At 66.2% G+C, this 15,756-nt stretch carries 16 protein-coding genes; 9 read left to right on the top strand and 7 right to left on the bottom strand.

Going from position 1 to position 15,756, the window contains the following annotated elements:
• Window positions 1-14 precede the first annotated feature (14 nt).
• The 3 genes from AC3RCC_RS05665 to denD (AC3RCC_RS05655) all read left to right on the top strand — a co-directional run bounded on the left by AC3RCC_RS05665 (window position 15) and on the right by denD (AC3RCC_RS05655) (window position 2,893).
• Window positions 15-761: an SDR family oxidoreductase gene (locus AC3RCC_RS05665; RefSeq protein WP_066477402.1), complete on the top strand. Its 747-nt coding sequence runs from the start codon at window positions 15-17 to the stop codon at window positions 759-761.
• 130 nt (window positions 762-891) lie between these two features.
• The gene (denD, locus tag AC3RCC_RS05660) at window positions 892-1,884 is read left to right on the top strand and encodes a D-erythronate dehydrogenase (protein ID WP_492257860.1); all 993 of its coding nucleotides are present in this window, start codon (window positions 892-894) and stop codon (window positions 1,882-1,884) included.
• A 25-nt stretch (window positions 1,885-1,909) separates the two neighbouring features.
• Window positions 1,910-2,893, top strand: a complete 984-nt coding sequence (gene denD / locus AC3RCC_RS05655) for a D-erythronate dehydrogenase (RefSeq protein ID WP_452117245.1) — start codon at window positions 1,910-1,912, stop codon at window positions 2,891-2,893.
• 149 nt (window positions 2,894-3,042) lie between these two features.
• Here denD (AC3RCC_RS05655) and AC3RCC_RS05650 read toward each other — a convergent pair whose 3' ends face one another.
• From AC3RCC_RS05650 to AC3RCC_RS05640, 3 genes are all read right to left on the bottom strand, one after another.
• Window positions 3,043-3,855, bottom strand: a complete 813-nt coding sequence (locus tag AC3RCC_RS05650; protein WP_492257859.1) for an AprI/Inh family metalloprotease inhibitor — start codon at window positions 3,853-3,855, stop codon at window positions 3,043-3,045.
• Window positions 3,840-4,814, bottom strand: a complete 975-nt coding sequence (locus AC3RCC_RS05645; RefSeq protein ID WP_492257858.1) for a 2-hydroxyacid dehydrogenase — start codon at window positions 4,812-4,814, stop codon at window positions 3,840-3,842. Before AC3RCC_RS05645 ends, AC3RCC_RS05650 begins: the two co-directional genes overlap by 16 nt.
• 200 nt (window positions 4,815-5,014) lie before the next feature.
• Window positions 5,015-5,773, bottom strand: coding sequence for a FadR/GntR family transcriptional regulator (locus AC3RCC_RS05640; RefSeq protein ID WP_492257857.1), 759 nt, complete (start codon window positions 5,771-5,773; stop codon window positions 5,015-5,017).
• Window positions 5,774-6,031: 258 nt separating this feature from the next.
• Between AC3RCC_RS05640 and AC3RCC_RS05635 the strand changes: the two genes are divergently transcribed.
• The 5 genes from AC3RCC_RS05635 to AC3RCC_RS05615 all read left to right on the top strand — a co-directional run bounded on the left by AC3RCC_RS05635 (window position 6,032) and on the right by AC3RCC_RS05615 (window position 11,366).
• Window positions 6,032-7,084: an ABC transporter ATP-binding protein gene (locus tag AC3RCC_RS05635; RefSeq protein WP_492257856.1), complete on the top strand. Its 1,053-nt coding sequence runs from the start codon at window positions 6,032-6,034 to the stop codon at window positions 7,082-7,084.
• A 119-nt stretch (window positions 7,085-7,203) separates the two neighbouring features.
• Window positions 7,204-8,511 carry an ABC transporter substrate-binding protein gene (locus tag AC3RCC_RS05630; RefSeq protein ID WP_291641391.1) on the top strand — a complete coding sequence of 436 codons (1,308 nt, stop codon included), beginning with the start codon at window positions 7,204-7,206 and terminating at the stop codon, window positions 8,509-8,511.
• A gap of 60 nt (window positions 8,512-8,571) precedes the next feature.
• The gene (locus tag AC3RCC_RS05625; protein WP_291641389.1) at window positions 8,572-9,525 is read left to right on the top strand and encodes a carbohydrate ABC transporter permease; all 954 of its coding nucleotides are present in this window, start codon (window positions 8,572-8,574) and stop codon (window positions 9,523-9,525) included.
• A complete protein-coding gene (locus AC3RCC_RS05620; RefSeq protein ID WP_291641387.1) occupies window positions 9,518-10,420 on the top strand; it encodes a carbohydrate ABC transporter permease in 903 nt (300 codons plus the stop codon). Before AC3RCC_RS05625 ends, AC3RCC_RS05620 begins: the two co-directional genes overlap by 8 nt.
• An 88-nt stretch (window positions 10,421-10,508) precedes the next feature.
• On the top strand, window positions 10,509-11,366 hold the full coding sequence (locus AC3RCC_RS05615; RefSeq protein ID WP_492258753.1) for an NAD(P)-dependent oxidoreductase: 858 nt from the start codon (window positions 10,509-10,511) through the stop codon (window positions 11,364-11,366).
• Between the two features lie 85 nt (window positions 11,367-11,451).
• Here the strand turns inward: AC3RCC_RS05615 and AC3RCC_RS05610 are convergent, their stop codons facing one another.
• A complete protein-coding gene (locus AC3RCC_RS05610) occupies window positions 11,452-12,453 on the bottom strand; it encodes a LacI family DNA-binding transcriptional regulator (RefSeq protein WP_291641383.1) in 1,002 nt (333 codons plus the stop codon).
• Between the two features lie 197 nt (window positions 12,454-12,650).
• On the opposite strand from AC3RCC_RS05610, the gene AC3RCC_RS05605 reads away from it, so the two are divergent.
• Complete coding sequence (locus AC3RCC_RS05605) at window positions 12,651-13,562, top strand: NAD(P)-dependent oxidoreductase (protein WP_492257855.1); 912 nt, start codon at window positions 12,651-12,653, stop codon at window positions 13,560-13,562.
• 13 nt (window positions 13,563-13,575) lie between these two features.
• Here AC3RCC_RS05605 and AC3RCC_RS05600 read toward each other — a convergent pair whose 3' ends face one another.
• The 3 genes from AC3RCC_RS05600 to AC3RCC_RS05590 form a co-directional block, all read right to left on the bottom strand.
• Window positions 13,576-14,493: a DMT family transporter gene (locus AC3RCC_RS05600; RefSeq protein WP_492257854.1), complete on the bottom strand. Its 918-nt coding sequence runs from the start codon at window positions 14,491-14,493 to the stop codon at window positions 13,576-13,578.
• A 113-nt stretch (window positions 14,494-14,606) separates the two neighbouring features.
• On the bottom strand, window positions 14,607-15,080 hold the full coding sequence (locus AC3RCC_RS05595) for a MarR family winged helix-turn-helix transcriptional regulator (RefSeq protein ID WP_291641377.1): 474 nt from the start codon (window positions 15,078-15,080) through the stop codon (window positions 14,607-14,609).
• A 93-nt stretch (window positions 15,081-15,173) separates the two neighbouring features.
• Window positions 15,174-15,755, bottom strand: a complete 582-nt coding sequence (locus AC3RCC_RS05590) for an NAD(P)H-dependent oxidoreductase (protein WP_492257853.1) — start codon at window positions 15,753-15,755, stop codon at window positions 15,174-15,176.
• Between the last annotated feature and the right edge of the window lies 1 nt (window position 15,756).

Below are 15,756 nucleotides of genomic sequence, written 5' to 3'. Positions count from 1 at the left end.
GAGGAAGAAGCACAATGGCTGGACGTTTGAAGGGCAAGGTTGCGGTCGTCACCGCGGCGGGACAGGGCATCGGCCGCGCGATCGCCGAGGCCTTCGTCGCCGAGGGCGCGACCGTCTGGGCGACCGACAAGGACGTCGCCTTGCTCGAGGGCATCCCGAAGGCCAAGAAGCGCAAGCTCGACGTGCTCTCGACCAAGGCCGTCGAGGCCTTCGCCGAGAAGGTCGGCACCATCGACATCCTCGTCAACGCCGCCGGCTTCGTGCATCACGGCACCGTGCTGGAATGCGACGACAAGGCCTGGGAGTTCTCCTTCGACCTCAACGTCAAGTCGATGCACCGCACGATCAAGGCCTTCGTCCCCGGCATGCTCGCCGCCGGCAAGGGCTCGATCGTCAACATCGCCTCGGGCGCCGGCTCGGTGCGCGGCATCCCGAACCGCTATGTCTACGGCGCGACCAAGGCGGCGGTGATCGGCCTGACCAAGGCGGTCGCGGCGGACTACATCAAGAAGGGCATCCGCTCGAACGCGATCTGCCCCGGCACCATCCAGTCGCCCTCGCTCGACCAGCGCATCATCGAGCTCGCCAAGGTCACGAACACGACCGAGGCCCAGGCGCGCCAGGCCTTCATCGATCGCCAGCCCATGGCCCGTCTCGGCACCGCCGAGGAGATCGCCTGGCTCGCCGTCTACCTCGCTTCCGACGAGGCGAGCTACACCACCGGCCAGATCCACCTCGCCGACGGCGGCTTCGCGCTCTGAGGCGCCTTCCGCTCGGCTGGAAACAGCCGAGCGGAAATCACTCCTGCCAGGTCAATAAGTCGAGCCTGTTCGGATCGCTGAGAGTAGCTTTCCTCTTTGCCGAACAGGCTCCGGCAATCGGAGCGACGCCATGCATGTCCTGATCACCGGCGCCGGCGGCATGATCGGCCAGCGCCTTGCCGCACGCCTGGCGCGCGAGGGCACCTGCAACGACCGGCCGATCTCACGCCTGACCCTGACCGATGTCGTCGCTCCACCAAGGCCTACCGGCTTTTCCGGAGAGATCGAGACCCGCACCGAGGATGCCGCCGAGCCCGCGGTCGCCGCAGCCCTCGCCGTGCTGCGGCCCGACCTCGTCTTCCACCTCGCCGCGATCATCTCCGGCGAGGCGGAACGCGATTTCGACAAGGGCTATCGCATCAACCTCGACGGCATGCGCAACCTCTTGGAGGCGATCCGGCAGGAGGGCATCCGCAACGGGCCTTACGTCCCCAAGCTGGTCTTCTCCTCGTCGAGCGGGATTTTCGGCGCCCCCTTCCCGGCTTCGATCTCGGACGAATTCCACGTCACGCCGCTGACCAGCTACGGCACCCAGAAGGCGATCGGCGAACTCCTGCTCGCCGACTATTCGCGCCGCGGGCTCATTGAGGGCGTCGGCGTCCGCTTCCCCTCGATCGTGATCCGTCCAGGCAAGCCCAACGCCTCGGCCGGCGGCTTCTTCTCCGGCATCATCCGCGAGCCGCTGCAGGGGCTGGAGGCGCTGCTGCCGGTCGAGGACAGCGTGCTCTTCAGCCATGCCAGCCCGCGCTCGGCCGTCGGCTTCCTGATCCATGCCGCCGGCCTCGGCCGCGAACAGCTCGGCCCACGCGTCAATCTGAGCATGCCGGGCGTCTGCGTCACGGTCGGCGAGCAGATCGAGGCGCTGCGCCGGATCGCCGGCGACAAGGCGGTGAAGCTGATCCGGCGCGCGCCCGACAAGGCGGCCTCCGACATCGTCAAGGGCTGGCCCACCCGCTTCGACGCCGCCCGCGCCACCGCCCTCGGCTTCAAGGCCGAGAAGTATTTCGACGAGATCATCCGCATCCACATCGAGGATGACCTCGGCGGCCGTCTTCCGAACTGACAATCAGGACATCGAGGAAACACCCATGCATATTCTCGTTCTCGGCGGCGCCGGCATGGTCGGCCGCAAGTTCATCGAGCGCCTGGCGCGCGACAAGGAGCTCGGCGGCAAGACGGTCGACAAGGTCACGGCCCAGGACATCTTCCCGGCCAGCCCGCCGGCCAACGCCCCCTTCGCCTTCGAGACGCTGACCTCCGACCTGTCGCAACCCGGCGAGGCCGAGAAGCTGATCGCCTCGCGCCCCGAGCTGATCGTCCATCTCGCCGCCGTCGTCTCCGGCGAGGCCGAGGCCGATTTCGACAAGGGCTACCGCATCAATCTCGACGGCACGCGCTATCTCTTCGAGGCGATCCGCCACGCCGGCGACGGCTACAAGCCGCGCGTGGTCTTCACCTCCTCGGTCGCCGTCTTCGGCGCGCCCTTCCATGACAAGATCGAGGACGAGTTCTTCACCACGCCGCTGACCAGCTACGGCACCCAGAAGGCGATCGGCGAACTCCTGCTCTGCGACTACAGCCGCCGCGGCTTCTTCGACGGCGTCGGCATCCGCCTGCCGACCATCTGCGTGCGCCCGGGTACGCCGAACAAGGCCGCCTCCGGCTTCTTCTCCAACATCATCCGCGAGCCGCTGAACGGCCAGGAAGCGGTGCTGCCCGTCTCCGACCAGGTCCGCCACTGGCATGCCTCGCCGCGCTCGGCCGTCGGCTTCCTCGTCCATGCCGCGACCATGGACACCGCCGCGATCGGCCCGCGCCGCGCCCTGACCATGCCGGGCTATTCCTGCACGGTTGCCGAGCAGATCGAGACCCTGCGCAAGGTCGCCGGCGAGAACGTCGTCAAGCGCATCCGCCGCGAGATCGATCCGGTGATCGACAAGATCGTCGCCGGCTGGCCGCGCAACTTCAACGCCCAGCGCGCGACCGCGCTCGGCTTCAAGGCCGAGGCGAATTTCGAGGAGATCATCCGCGTCCATATCGAGGATGAGCTCGGCGGCAAGTTCGTCGCGTAAGGACCGAAGGTCGAATGCCTCCACCGTCATGCTCGGCCTTGTGCCGAGCATCCACGTCTTGATCACCGCACTCGATCAGCAAAGACGTGGAAGGTCGGGCCAAGCCCGACCATGACGAGAAAGGCCTTCAGGCAGAAAGCTAACCTGTCCTAAGGCAGCTTCTTCAGCATCAGCGGTGCGCCGACCGCCGGGTCCTTGCGCCATTGCCCGTCCTCGAAGACGAGCTCGACCTTGTGGCCCTTGCGGGCGATCAGCTCGAGCCGGCCGGCGACATAGCGCCAGGCCACGGGCGAGAAGATCGTCAGGCCAGTGTCGGTGCAAGCGCCTTCGAAGCTCGCGACTGTCGCGCCTGCGGTCTCGGAGGCCGCCGCTGTCAGGGAAAGCTTGCAGACCTCCCGCCCCGGCTGGCGCATCGCCGCATAGCGGCCCGGCACGCTTTCCATCGCCGGCGCCTGCGCCGGATCGACCGGGGTACGTCGGCTCGCGGCGGTCGCCGCCAGTTCGGCGGCGCTCGGCGCCGGGCCCGCCACGACGCGGGCATGGCCCTTGGGGTCGAGCCCGTATTGCGCGCCGTCGCTCCCCTTGCCGCGCCGCCCGGCCGCGCCTGACCTCTCGTCGAAGGCGATCAGCACCTTGCCCGCCCCGTCGACCAGGCGCGGAGCGCCGGCCGAGCCCAGATCCCAGCCGGCGGCCTCGTTCAGGATCGGTAGCGCCCGCCGGCAGGTCGCCGGAAAGCGCAATTGCCAGCCTTTCGCCGCAGGCTCCGTGCCGAAAGTGACGGTGCAGCTGCGCGGCGCGCCGATCTTCTCGATCTCCCAGGCTCCGGCCAGCGCGCGCGGCGCGGCCGCCGGCCTGCCCGCGGGTTGCCCCTGCGCGAAAACCGGGTCGGCGAGCAGAAGGAGCCCGGCGGCGAGCGCCGCGAACCCCTTCGCTTTGCGGATGGAGATCAGGCCTTCTTCCATGGCGTCTCGACGACCGGGGTCAGCGGCCCCTTGCCGTCGAACCACGAACTCAGATTGTCGACCAGGAGCTGGCCCATCTGCTCGCGGGTGTGCACCGAGGCCGAGCCGACATGCGGCAGCAGCACGACATGGTCGAGCGCGATCAGTTCGGCCGGCACGCGCGGCTCGTCCTCGAACACGTCGAGGCCGGCGGAGAGGATGGTCTTGTCCTGCAGCGCCTTGATCAACGCCTGCTCGTCGATCACCGTGCCGCGGCCGACATTGACGACGATGCCGTTCGGCCCCAGCGCCTTCAGCACCTCGGCATTGATGATGTGATAGGTCGAGTCACCCCCCGGGGCCACCGAGACGAGCGTGTCGACATCCTGGGCCATCTCGACCAGCGAAGGATAATAGCGATAGGCGACATCGGCCTGGCGCGAGCGGCCATGATAGGCGATCTCGACCCCGAAGGCCTCGAGGCGATGCGCCACCGCCTTGCCGATCCGCCCGAGCCCGACGATGCCGATCTTGCGCTTGCGCAGCGAGGTGGTCAGCGGATAGGGGCCGGCGAGCCACTTGCCCTCGCGCAGATAGCGGTCGACCTGTGGCAATTGCCGGACGGTCGAAAGCAGGAGCCCGAGCGCGAGGTCGGCGACCTCGTCGGTCAGCACATCCGGCGTGTTGGTGACGACGAGGCCGCGCCTTCCGGCCTCGGCAGCGTCGACATTGTCGTAGCCGACGCCGAAATTCGAGACGATCTCGAGCTTGGGCAGCGCATCGAACAGGGCGCCGTCGATCTTGATATGCGCGCCACCGCCGGCGACGCCGCGCACCCGGTCCCTGAGCTCGGCGAGCGCGGCGGCCTTATCCTCTGCCTTCCAGAGTTCGTGCACGATGAAGCGTGCCTTGAGCTGGTCGGCGGCATAGGCCATCAGCGGCCCGGTCATGATGATCTCGATCTTGTTCTGCGCGGTCATGGGGCCTGTGCTCTCGTGGACGTGAACGGATACGCGTATCCGGGTTGATTTCAAAATATTAAAACGATTAAATGAAGCGTAGAGGCTCCAGCTCGATCCGCCCACCGGGGCGGATGCATCGCCGGGTCGCCCGCAGAGCAGAGACGGCCCGAGGCGCCGCTTCCCTGCCGAGCCACCAATCCCGGCATTTATAGTATGACTTATTCACGGCCTGGCTCGCCTTTTTCCGACGAGCGGCCGGCCAGCAATCGCAGGGTGCTGTTCAGGCTGTCGATCACCAGCCCACTCATCCGGGCCGCGGCGAGATCGCCATCGCGCTGGCTGATCGCATCCAGCACCCGCTCGTGATCCACCAGTGACGCCGTGAAGAAGAAGCGGTCGTCCGGCGCCTTCAGGAACAGCGACCACTGGATCGTGGCGCAGACGGCCGGCGCGAGGCATTGCAGCGGCGGGTTGCGCGTCGCCTCGAAGATCGCCTCGTGGAAAGCGAGATCGGCCTGCACGGTCGGCTCGGCATAGGGCGGATTCACCGTCATGCCGCGATAGGCAGCCTCGATCCGGGCGAGGTCGTCCTCGCTGCGCCGTTGTGCCGCCAGCCGCGCTGCGCTCGGCTCGACGAAAAGTCGCAACTCGAAGAGATCGCGAATGAATTTCTCGTTCGGATCGGCTTCGAAATGCCAGGCCAGGACATCGGGATCGAGCAGGTTCCAGGACTCGCGAGGCGCGACGCGGGTGCCGCTTTTCGGCCTCGCCTCAACCATCCCCTTGCCGGTCAGGAACTTCACGGCCTCGCGGTAGGCCGTACGCGACACGGAGATCTCGCCGCGGATGCCGTCCTCGTTCGGCAACAGATCACCAGCCCGCGAGGCGCCGCTGATGATCGAAACCGCCAGCTTGTGGGCGACCTGTCCGAACAGCCGGTCGGGGCTCAGCATCCTCGCCCGCGAAATGTCGCGCATCCGCATCCGCTTCGGCTTTCCTCCGCGCCACGCCGCCTTCCGGCGACGTCGGCGCTCTTCTGGCCGAGCGCTTGACACGCCCGTTCGTATCGTATGACTTTATCCGGGAACGGGGGCTACGCAACAGGCGAGGATTTGCCTGCATTGCGGCGCGCCATGGTCATCGGCCCAGAGAAGCCGAGACCAATGGGATTGCGGCCATGCCGCCGGGGTGCGATCACTCGTCCCCGAAGGAAACGAAGACCGGGAGACGCCAAGATGGCCTCAGTCCAGATCGCCGATGTGCGCAAGGCCTATGGCTCGACGCAGGTCATCCATGGTGTCGACATCGACATCGACGACGGCGAGTTCGTCATTCTGGTCGGTCCCTCCGGCTGCGGCAAGTCGACCCTTTTGCGCATGATCGCCGGGCTGGAGAACATCACCGGCGGCGAGATCCGCATCGGCCCGCGCGTCGTCAACGACGTGCCGCCGAAAGAGCGCGACATCGCCATGGTCTTCCAGAACTATGCGCTCTATCCGCATATGACGGTGGCCGACAACATGGCCTTCTCGATGAAGCTGCGGAAGGCGCCGCAGGCCGAGATCGACGAGCGCGTCAACAAGGCCGCCGGCATTCTCGGCCTCGACAAGCTGCTCGACCGCTATCCGCGCCAGCTCTCGGGCGGCCAGCGCCAGCGCGTCGCCATGGGCCGCGCCATCGTGCGCGACCCGCAGGTCTTCCTGTTCGACGAGCCGCTCTCCAATCTCGACGCCAAGCTGCGCGTCCAGATGCGCACCGAGATCAAGGAGCTGCACCAGCGCCTCAAGACCACGACGGTCTACGTCACCCACGACCAGATCGAGGCCATGACCATGGCCGACAAGATCGTCGTGATGCATGACGGCATCGTCGAGCAGATGGGCGCACCGCTCGACCTCTACGACAACCCGGCCAACCTCTTCGTCGCCGCCTTCATCGGCTCGCCCTCGATGAATCTGCTGAAGGGCACGATCCGCGCCAACGGCTTCGAGACCGAGGGCGGCGTGATCTGGCCGGTCGGGCAGCATCCGGCCGATTCGAACGGGCGCGCCGCCGTGATGGGCATCCGCCCCGAGCACATCCTGCTCGACCCGGCCGGCCTGCCGGCCGAAGTCGTGGTGATCGAACCGATGGGCTCCGAGACGCAGGTGGTCGTCCGCTGCGGTGGCCAGGATCTGACCTGCATCTTCCGCGAGCGCATCACCGCCAAGCCGGGCGAGAACATCCATATCCGGCCCGACACCTCGGTCACGCATCTCTTCGACGCCGCGACCGGCACGCGCATCTGACCATCCGCTGCTCCGCCCAATGGGGGCGCCGCCCCCGGGGCGGCGTCGCGCATCCGCCGACTACAAACCCTGACGAGGCTCCCATGTAGGGCCTCGCGGTCCAACGGAGGAGCTGACCCATGACGATTTCCAGACGTGACGTATTGATCGGCGGCGCCGGACTCGCCGCCGGCGCAACGCTTGCCGCACCCTCGATCGCCCAGACCGCAAATATCGAGAAGGGCGCGACCCTGCGCGTCCTGCGTCCGACCAAGTTCGTCGATCCCGATCAGGCGATCTTCGACGAGAACACCGCCGCCTTCACCAAGGCGACCGGTGTCCAGGTCCGCGTCGACTATGCGAGCTGGGAAGACCTGCGCCCGCAGACGGCAGTGACCGCGAATACCGGCGCCGGACCGGACGTCGTCGTCGGCTGGGCCGACGACCCCCATATCTTCGCCGACAAGCTCGTCGACCTGACTGGTATCGCCGAGGACCTCGGCAAGAAATACGGCGGCTGGTACCCGATCGCCGAGAAATACGGCAAGAAGGACAAGACCAACACCTGGATCTCGATCCCGATGGGCGGCTCGGGCGGCCCGGCGGTCTATCGCGAATCCTGGGTCAAGGAAGCGGGCTTCGACAAGTTCCCGACCGACCATGCCGGTTTCCTCGACCTCTGCCGCAAGCTCAAGGCCAATGGCCACCCGGCGGGCTTTGCCCTCGGCAATGCCGTCGGCGACGGCAATGCCTTCTGCAACTGGCTGATCTGGTCGCATGGCGGCTACATGGTCGACGAGAACAACAAGGTCGCGATCAACAGCAAGGAGACGATCGAGGGGCTGAAATACGCCAAGGCGCTCTACGAGACCTTCATCCCGGGTACGCTTTCCTGGCTCGACATCAGCAACAACAAGGCGCTGACGGCCGGTGAAGTCGGCCTGACTCAGAACGGCGTCTCGCTCTACTTCTCGATCAAGAACTCCAAGGACGAGAAGATCGCCGCCGTCGGCAAGGACCTCAACCATGCACCGATGCCGATCGGCGCCGGCGTCGGCCGTCCGACCGAGACGGCGCTGGTCATCAACGCCATGGTGTTCAAGCACACCAAATTCCCGAACGCCGCGAAAGAGTACCTCCGCTTCATGATGGAGAAGGAGCAGTACGATAAGTGGCTGACCGGCTGCTATGGCTACTGGACCCAGCCGCTCAAGGCCTATGCCTCGAGCAAGGTCTGGGAGAGCGATCCGAAGATCCTGGTCTATCGCGACACCTGGGAGCGCGCTCTGTGGAGCGGCTACAAGGGCGCGATCACCGAGGCTGCCGGCACCGTCAACGCCGAATACGTCATGGTGCAGATGGTCGCCTCGGTCTGCGCCGGCCAGGCGACGCCCGAACAGGCCGCTGCGGAAGCCGAGCGCCGCGCCAAGCGCTACTACCGCACCTGATCCGTCACGACCGCGCCGCCGCCACCGCGGCGGCGCGGCTTCATCACGGGAAATCGCGCCATGACGATCGCGGCCGAGGCACGGGCCGGCCACCAGTTCTCCCAGGGCTGGTTGACGCGCCTGTTCGACTACAAGCCATTTCTGGTTTTCATCTGCCTGCTGCCGGCACTGGGCCTGCTGCTGGTATTCCTGAGCTATCCGCTCGGCCTCGGCGTCTGGCTCGCCTTCACCGACACCCGCATCGGCCGCGCCGGCTATTTCATCGGCTTCGAGAACTTCCAGTCGCTCTGGCACGATCCGGTCTTCATCACGTCGGTCTGGAACACGCTGCTCTATACGAGCGTCGCGACCATCGGGAAGTTTGCGCTCGGGCTCTGGCTGGCGCTGCTGCTCAACAACCACCTGCCGTTCAAATCGCTGCTGCGCGCGCTGATCCTGGTGCCTTGGATCGTCCCGACCGTGCTCTCGGCGATCGCCTTCTGGTGGATCTACGATCCGCAGTTCTCGATCATCTCCTACATCCTGGTCGACGTGCTCGGCTGGCGCGAAACCTATATCGACTTCCTCGGCGCTCCCTGGCCGGCACGCTTTTCCCTGATCGCCGCCAATGTCTGGCGCGGCATTCCCTTCGTCGCGATCTCGCTGCTCGCCGGCCTGCAGACCATCTCACCGGCCCTCTACGAAGCGGCGATGCTCGACGGCGCCAATGCCTGGCAGCGCTTCCGACATGTGACGCTGCCGATGCTGATGCCGATCCTGGCTGTGGTGCTGACCTTCTCGGTGCTGTTCACCTTCACCGATTTCCAGCTCGTCTACGCCATCACGCGCGGCGGGCCGATCAACTCCACCCATCTGATGGCGACGCTCGCCTTCCAGCGCGGCATCCCCGGCGGCCAGCTCGGCGAGGGCGCGGCGATCGCGGTCGCGATGATCCCCTTCCTCGTGATGGCGACGCTGTTCAGCTACTTCGCGCTCGCCCGCCGCAAATGGCAGCAGGGAGAAGACAATGACTGATCACGCTGCCGCGGAGCGCCCGCATCTGGTCGAGAAGGAGCAGGCCGGCGTCATCGACTGGTCGTCGGGGCCGCGCCGCTTCATCACCCTCTATCTGCCGCTTTCGCTTTTCGTGATCATACTGCTGTTCCCGTTCTACTGGATGGCGATCACTGCGATCAAACCGAACTCGGAACTCTACGACTACAAGAACAACAACCCGTTCTGGGTGAAGTCGCCGACGCTGGAGAACATCAACAAGCTGCTCTTCCAGACCGACTATCCGCAATGGCTGCTGACGACGATGACCGTCGCCACGGTCGCGACGGCTCTCTCCCTGTTCTCCAGCGTGCTCGCCGCCTATGCGATCCAGCGCCTGAAGTTCAAGGGCTCGCAATATGTCGGGCTCGGGATCTATCTCGCCTATCTGGTGCCGCCCTCGATCCTGTTCATCCCCATGGCGACGCTGATCTTCCAGCTCGGTCTGTTCGACTCGCAATGGGCGCTGATCCTGACCTATCCGACCTTCCTGATCCCGTTCTGCACCTGGCTGCTGATCGGCTATTTCAAGTCGATCCCGTTCGAGCTCGAGGAATGCGCCATGATCGACGGCGCGACCCGTTTGCAGACGCTCTGGAAGATCACCCTGCCGCTGGCGCTGCCCGGGCTGATCTCGGCCGGTATCTTCGCCTTCACCCTGTCCTGGAACGAGTTCATCTACGCGCTGGCCTTCATCCAGTCGGCCGAGAAGAAGACCGTGCCCGTCGCCGTGCTGACCCAGCTCGTCGAGGGCGACGTCTACCATTGGGGCTCGCTGATGGCCGGCGCCCTGCTCGGCTCGATCCCGGTCGCCCTGCTCTATTCCTTCTTCGTCGACTATTACGTCGCCTCGCTCACCGGCGCGGTGAAGGAATGAGCCCCTGCCGGGCCCGTCCAGGGACGGGCCCATTGTCAGCAAAAAGGTTGGTTTTGTGAGTTCGATCGCCTTCGTCGGTCTCGGCGCCATGGGTGCGCCGATGGCCGAGAACCTCGTCAAGCGCCAGTTCCGCGTCACCGGTTTCGATATGCGCCAGCAGGCGCGCGACGCCCTAGCCGCAGCCGGCGGTCATGCCGCGGCGAGCGCCGGCGAAGCGGCGCAAGGTGCGGATGCCCTGATCCTGATGGTCGTCAATGCCGCTCAGGCCCGCTCCGTGCTGTTCGAGGCCGGGGCGCTCGCCGCCCTCGCGCCCGCGGCGACCGTCATCCTGATGGCGACCTGCCCGCCCGGCGAGGTCGAGGCGATCGCCGCCGAAGTCGAGAAGAGCGGCCGCCGCTTCGTCGACGCGCCGGTCTCCGGCGGCGTCAACGGCGCCCGCAACGGCACGCTGACGATCATGGCCGGCGCCTCGCAGGAGAGTTTCGACGCCGGCAAGCCGATGCTCGACGCGATGGGCGACAAGGTCTTCCATGTCGGCCTGAAGCCCGGCCAGGGCGCGACCGTGAAGACCGTCAACCAGCTGCTCTGCGGCGTCCATATCGCCGTTGCCGCCGAGGCCCTCTCGCTGGCCCAGAAAGCCGGGATCGACGGCAAGCTGCTGTTCGAGATCATGGGCGGCTCGGCCGCCTCCTCCTGGATGCTCAGGGATCGCGGCCCGCGCATGCTCGACGACGAGCCGCCGGTCGCCAGCGCGGTCGACATCTTCGTCAAGGATCTCGGCATCGTGCTCGATGCCGGCCGGGCCGCGAAGGCCGCGCTGCCGCTGGCGGCCACGGCACACCAGATGTTCCTTGCAGCTTCGGGCCTCGGCCATGGCGGGCGCGACGACTCGCAGGTCGTCCGCGCCTATCGCGCGCTGAACCCCAAAGCTGCCAACGATGCCTGAAACCGGACTGGATGACGCCGCCTTCGGACGGGCTCGTCCGCAGGCGGGGCAGCCGCTCGCCGGCCCGAAGCCGGGGTGCCCTGCCCTATTTCTTGCGGGGCGGCGCCGTGGTGCCGCGCACCACGAGATCCGGTTTCAGCACGACCCTGCGCGCCGGCGCGGCCGGCTCGGCGATGCGGCGCAGCAGCATCTCGGCCGATTGGCGCCCCATATCGTCCTGAAAATTCTTGATCGTCGTCAGCGCCGGATACCATTGCGCCGCTTCCTGGACGTCGTCGCAGCCGACCAGCGAGAAGTCTTCGCCGGCCTCGAGCCCGCAATGGCGCAGGCCGAGCATCGCCCCGAAGGCGGTGAGGTCGTTGAAGCAGACCGCAGCCGTCGGCGGGTCCTCCACCGAAAGCACCTTCTGGACGCCTTTCAGCCCGTTCTCGCGCGTTCCCCAGGCGGAATAGACCAGTGCCGGGTCGAGCGGCAGACCGTGTTTGGCGAGCATGTCGCGATAGCCACGATAGCGATTGCAGCCGGTCGAAATCAGCTTGCTCTCGCCGAGGAAGGCAATGCGGCGATGGCCGAGCTCCAGCAGATGCTCCATCGCCAGCATGGTGCCGTGCCGGTCGTCGGAACCGACGAAGTCGAGATCGACGCCCTCGATCTCGCGCGAAAGCTGGACGAGCGGCACCTGCGCCGCCATCAGATGGGCAAGCGTCTCCGCCGTGCTGCCGCCGGCCGGGCAGATGATCATCCCGTCGGGCCGGTATTCCTTCAGCGTGTTGAGCACGCGGTCCTGACGTTCCAGGTTCTCCGCATAGGTTCCGAGAAGGATCGAGCGGCCATGGGCGGCAGCCGTTTCCTCGATCGCCGCCAGGAGCTCGGCGAAATAGGGGTTGGTGATGTCGTGGAAGCCGACGCCGAGAATATTGGTCCGGTCGGTCCGCAGCGAGGCGGCGCTGCGGTTGTAGCTGTATCCCATCTCGCGGGCGATCTTCTGCACGCGATGCTTGGTCGCGTCGGCGACGAGCGGACTGCCGCGCAGCGCGAGCGAGACTGTCGCCGTCGAGACGTCGAGGTGATCGGCGATGATCTGCAAGGTAACACGCCCTCGCCCGCCCAAGCGTTCCCGAGGGATTGCGGCGCCCTTTCCGACGGAGGAGGGGTCCCGCAGGTTTCCGTCGCCAGCCATAAAGCGCTTCTCCTGAAGCGGGTTACCCACGGCCTTCAACCAGTTCTTGGTCAAATCGTTCCGCATGCTCACCGTCCATCTCATATAATCCAGAGGAACTAAAGATGACCGCTCATAAAGAAGCGATCGGCTTCATCGGCGTCGGCTTCATGGGCCAGGGCATGGCCTCCTGCATCCTCGCCAAAGGTTTTCCCTTGACCGTCATGGGGCACAGGAACCGCAAGCCCGTCGAAGAGCTCAAGGCAGCCGGCGCCCAGGAGGCCCGGACGCCGCGGGAGCTCGCCGAGAAAGCCTCGATCATCTTCCTTTGCGTCACCGGCACGCCGCAGGTCGAGGCCGTGATCAATGGACCGGACGGCATCGCAGCCGGCGCGAAGCCCGGCACGATCATCGTCGATTGCTCGACCTCCGATCCCGGCTCGACGGTCAGATTGGCGGCCCAGCTCGCGGCCATCGGTCTCCACCTTTGCGATGCACCGCTCGGCGGGACCCCCGCGCAAGCGGCTCTTGGCCAACTCTCGACCATGATTGGCGCCGACAGAGAGGTTTTCGCCCGGATCAAGCCGGTCTGTGACGCATGGGCACAGAAGGTGGTTCATCTCGGCCCGGTCGGGGACGGCCACAAGATGAAGCTTCTCAATAACTTCCTGTCGATGGGCTATGGCGCGATCTATTCGGAGGCGCTGACGCTGGCGCAGAAGATCGGCATCACGCCGCAGACCTTCGACAGCGTGATCTCGGGCGGCCGGATGGATTGCGGCTTCTACCAGACCTTCATGCAGTACGTGCTGCAGCGCGATCGCGACGCCCACAAGTTCACCTTGTCGAACGCGCTGAAGGATGTCCGCTATCTCGAAGCGGTCGCCAACGATGCCGGCATTCCCAACCCGGTCGGCAATGCCGTCAAGAACGTCTATGCCCAGGCCGTCGCGGCCGGGAAGGGCGACGATTTCGTACCTATGCTGTCGGATTTCGTGGCGTCGCAGAGCCGCCTCTCGCTCACCGATAAGGGCTGAGCGGCGCGCAGCCTCAATCCAGCCGGGCCGAGCCTTCGGGCACGGCCCGGACCCGCTCGCGATAGAGCAGGTAGAGCCCGGAGCCGATGACGATGCTCGCACCGATGAAGGTGTAGCCGTCAGGAATCTGGCCGAAGACGAACCAGCCGAGCGCCACCATCCAGACGATCTGCGAGTAATTGAACGGCGAGAGCATGCTCGCCGGCGCGCGCTGATGCGCCAGGATCAGCAGCCAGTGGCCGAGGGCCCCGAAAAGCCCGACGCTCAGCATCAAGAGCCAGCTCGCCCCGTTGGCCGGCCAGGACCAGAACAGCGGCAGCAGCGGCAGCATCACCACCGCCCCGACGATGCCGGAATAGAACATCGTCGTCTCCGGGGCGTCGCTGGCGGCGAGCATCCGCGTCGAGATGCTGTAGAAGGCGTAGCAGAAGCAGCCGCAGACGGTGAGCAGCGCCGCCGGGTGCAGCCCGCCGAAGCCGGGGCGCAAGATGATCAGCACGCCGATGAAGCCGACGCCGATCGCCGCCAGCCGGCGAGGCCCGGCCCATTCGCCGAGGATCGGCCCGGCCAGAAGCGCGACGAGAAAGGGCGTCGCGAACATGATCGAGACGTTCTCGGCCAGTTGCAGATATTTCAGCGCGATGAAGTTCAGCCCCGTCGAGATCAGGAGCAGGAGCGAACGGAAGCCCTGCAACCAGGGGCGGCGCGTCCGCAGAATGCCTGGCCGCGACCATGGATTGAGCAGGGTCGAGACCAGAGCCACGCTGATCAGATAGCGGGCCGCGACGACCTGCATCGCATGCATCGAGCCGCCCAGCCATTTCGCCGAGGCATCGAGCAGCGCAAAGCACAGCACCGCCGCGCACATCAGCAAGATGGCGGTCAGGCGCGTCCGGCGCGTATCCGGGGGCGGAGCGGGGGCGGCCGACAAGCGACGGGTCTCGGCATGCTTCTGCGGAATGACCTGAGATCAATGAACCGATTTAAAGGCCGAGACCAGTCCGGTGACGCATGCGTGCCATGCCGCGAAGGCGCCGGCCTGGCTCAGGCTGCGTCCTCAACCTCGTCTTCGGGATCGTCGAGCTCGGCGCCGGCCTGCGAAAGTCCCTTGGCGACCTTGCGCAGCAGCTTGCGCAATTGCTTGCGCTCCTTGGAGTCGAGCTTCTCGAGCAGCTCCTCCTCGACCTGGGTCCAGACCGCGTCGAGGGCCGTGGCAGTCTTCTGGCCATGTTCGGTCAGCGCGACCTGAACCAGCCTGCCATCCTTGCCGCCGCCCTCGCGGCTGACCAGGCCCTGCAGCGAAAGCCGACCGATCGTCTTGGAAACCGTCGGCGGCTTGACCCGCAGCAAGGTAGCGAGCTCGCCCATGGTCATCGGCGCGGCCTGCAGCGCCTTCAGGGCCTGCTCCTGCCCCGGGAAGAGCCCGAGCGCATTCAGCCGCTCGCCCATCCGGCCGCGATGCAATCTCGCGGCGAGCAGCAAGGCGCGGCCGACGCTTTTTTCGATCGTCTTGGTCATGAGCCGGCCCCTCGAAAAGATTGCCCATACTTTTCGCCGGCTCTGGAATCGCCTGCCAACATGACAGGCAAATGACAATGGTGCGACAATCACCTAGAATTGTGCGGTCATCGCCTCGATCCTGCGCAGAAATGCCGTCCGGCTCTCCGGCGTCGAGCGGTTCATGTCGTAATGGGCCTGATAGCTGAGGCGAGCGGTTGGGTGGCAGACTGCCCGCAAGGACCGGCCGACCAGCTTGCGCGGCGGGTCGCCCATCAGCATGGCCCGCCAGCGCGTGGCGCCATAAGTCGTTACCGCAGCAAGCCGGCGAATATTCCAGAGGCTCGGCTGTGCCTGCCCCTCGACCAGCTTGAACGACACGCCGGGCAGGAAGACCCGGTCGAAATAGCCTTTCAGCATGGCGGGATAACCGAAATTCCAGACCGGGAAGCACAGGACCAGCGCTTCCGCCGCGCGCAGCCGCTCGACATAGCCGGCTACCGAACAGCCATTCTTCGCAAGGTCGAGATAGTCGAGCCGCTCCTGTCGGCTCAGCACCGGCTCGAAGCCCTCGGCATAGAGGTCGCAATCATCGACCTCATGGCCGTGCCGGCGCAGCCCGGCCACGGTCGCAGCGTACAGCGCCGCGCCGAAGCTCTCGGGGTTGGGATGCGCGTAGACGACGAGGACGCGCATG

The sequence above is a fragment of the Allobosea sp. GW823-FHT01F03 genome (assembly GCF_058798075.1).
This window is presented reverse-complemented; position numbering and strand designations above follow the sequence as displayed.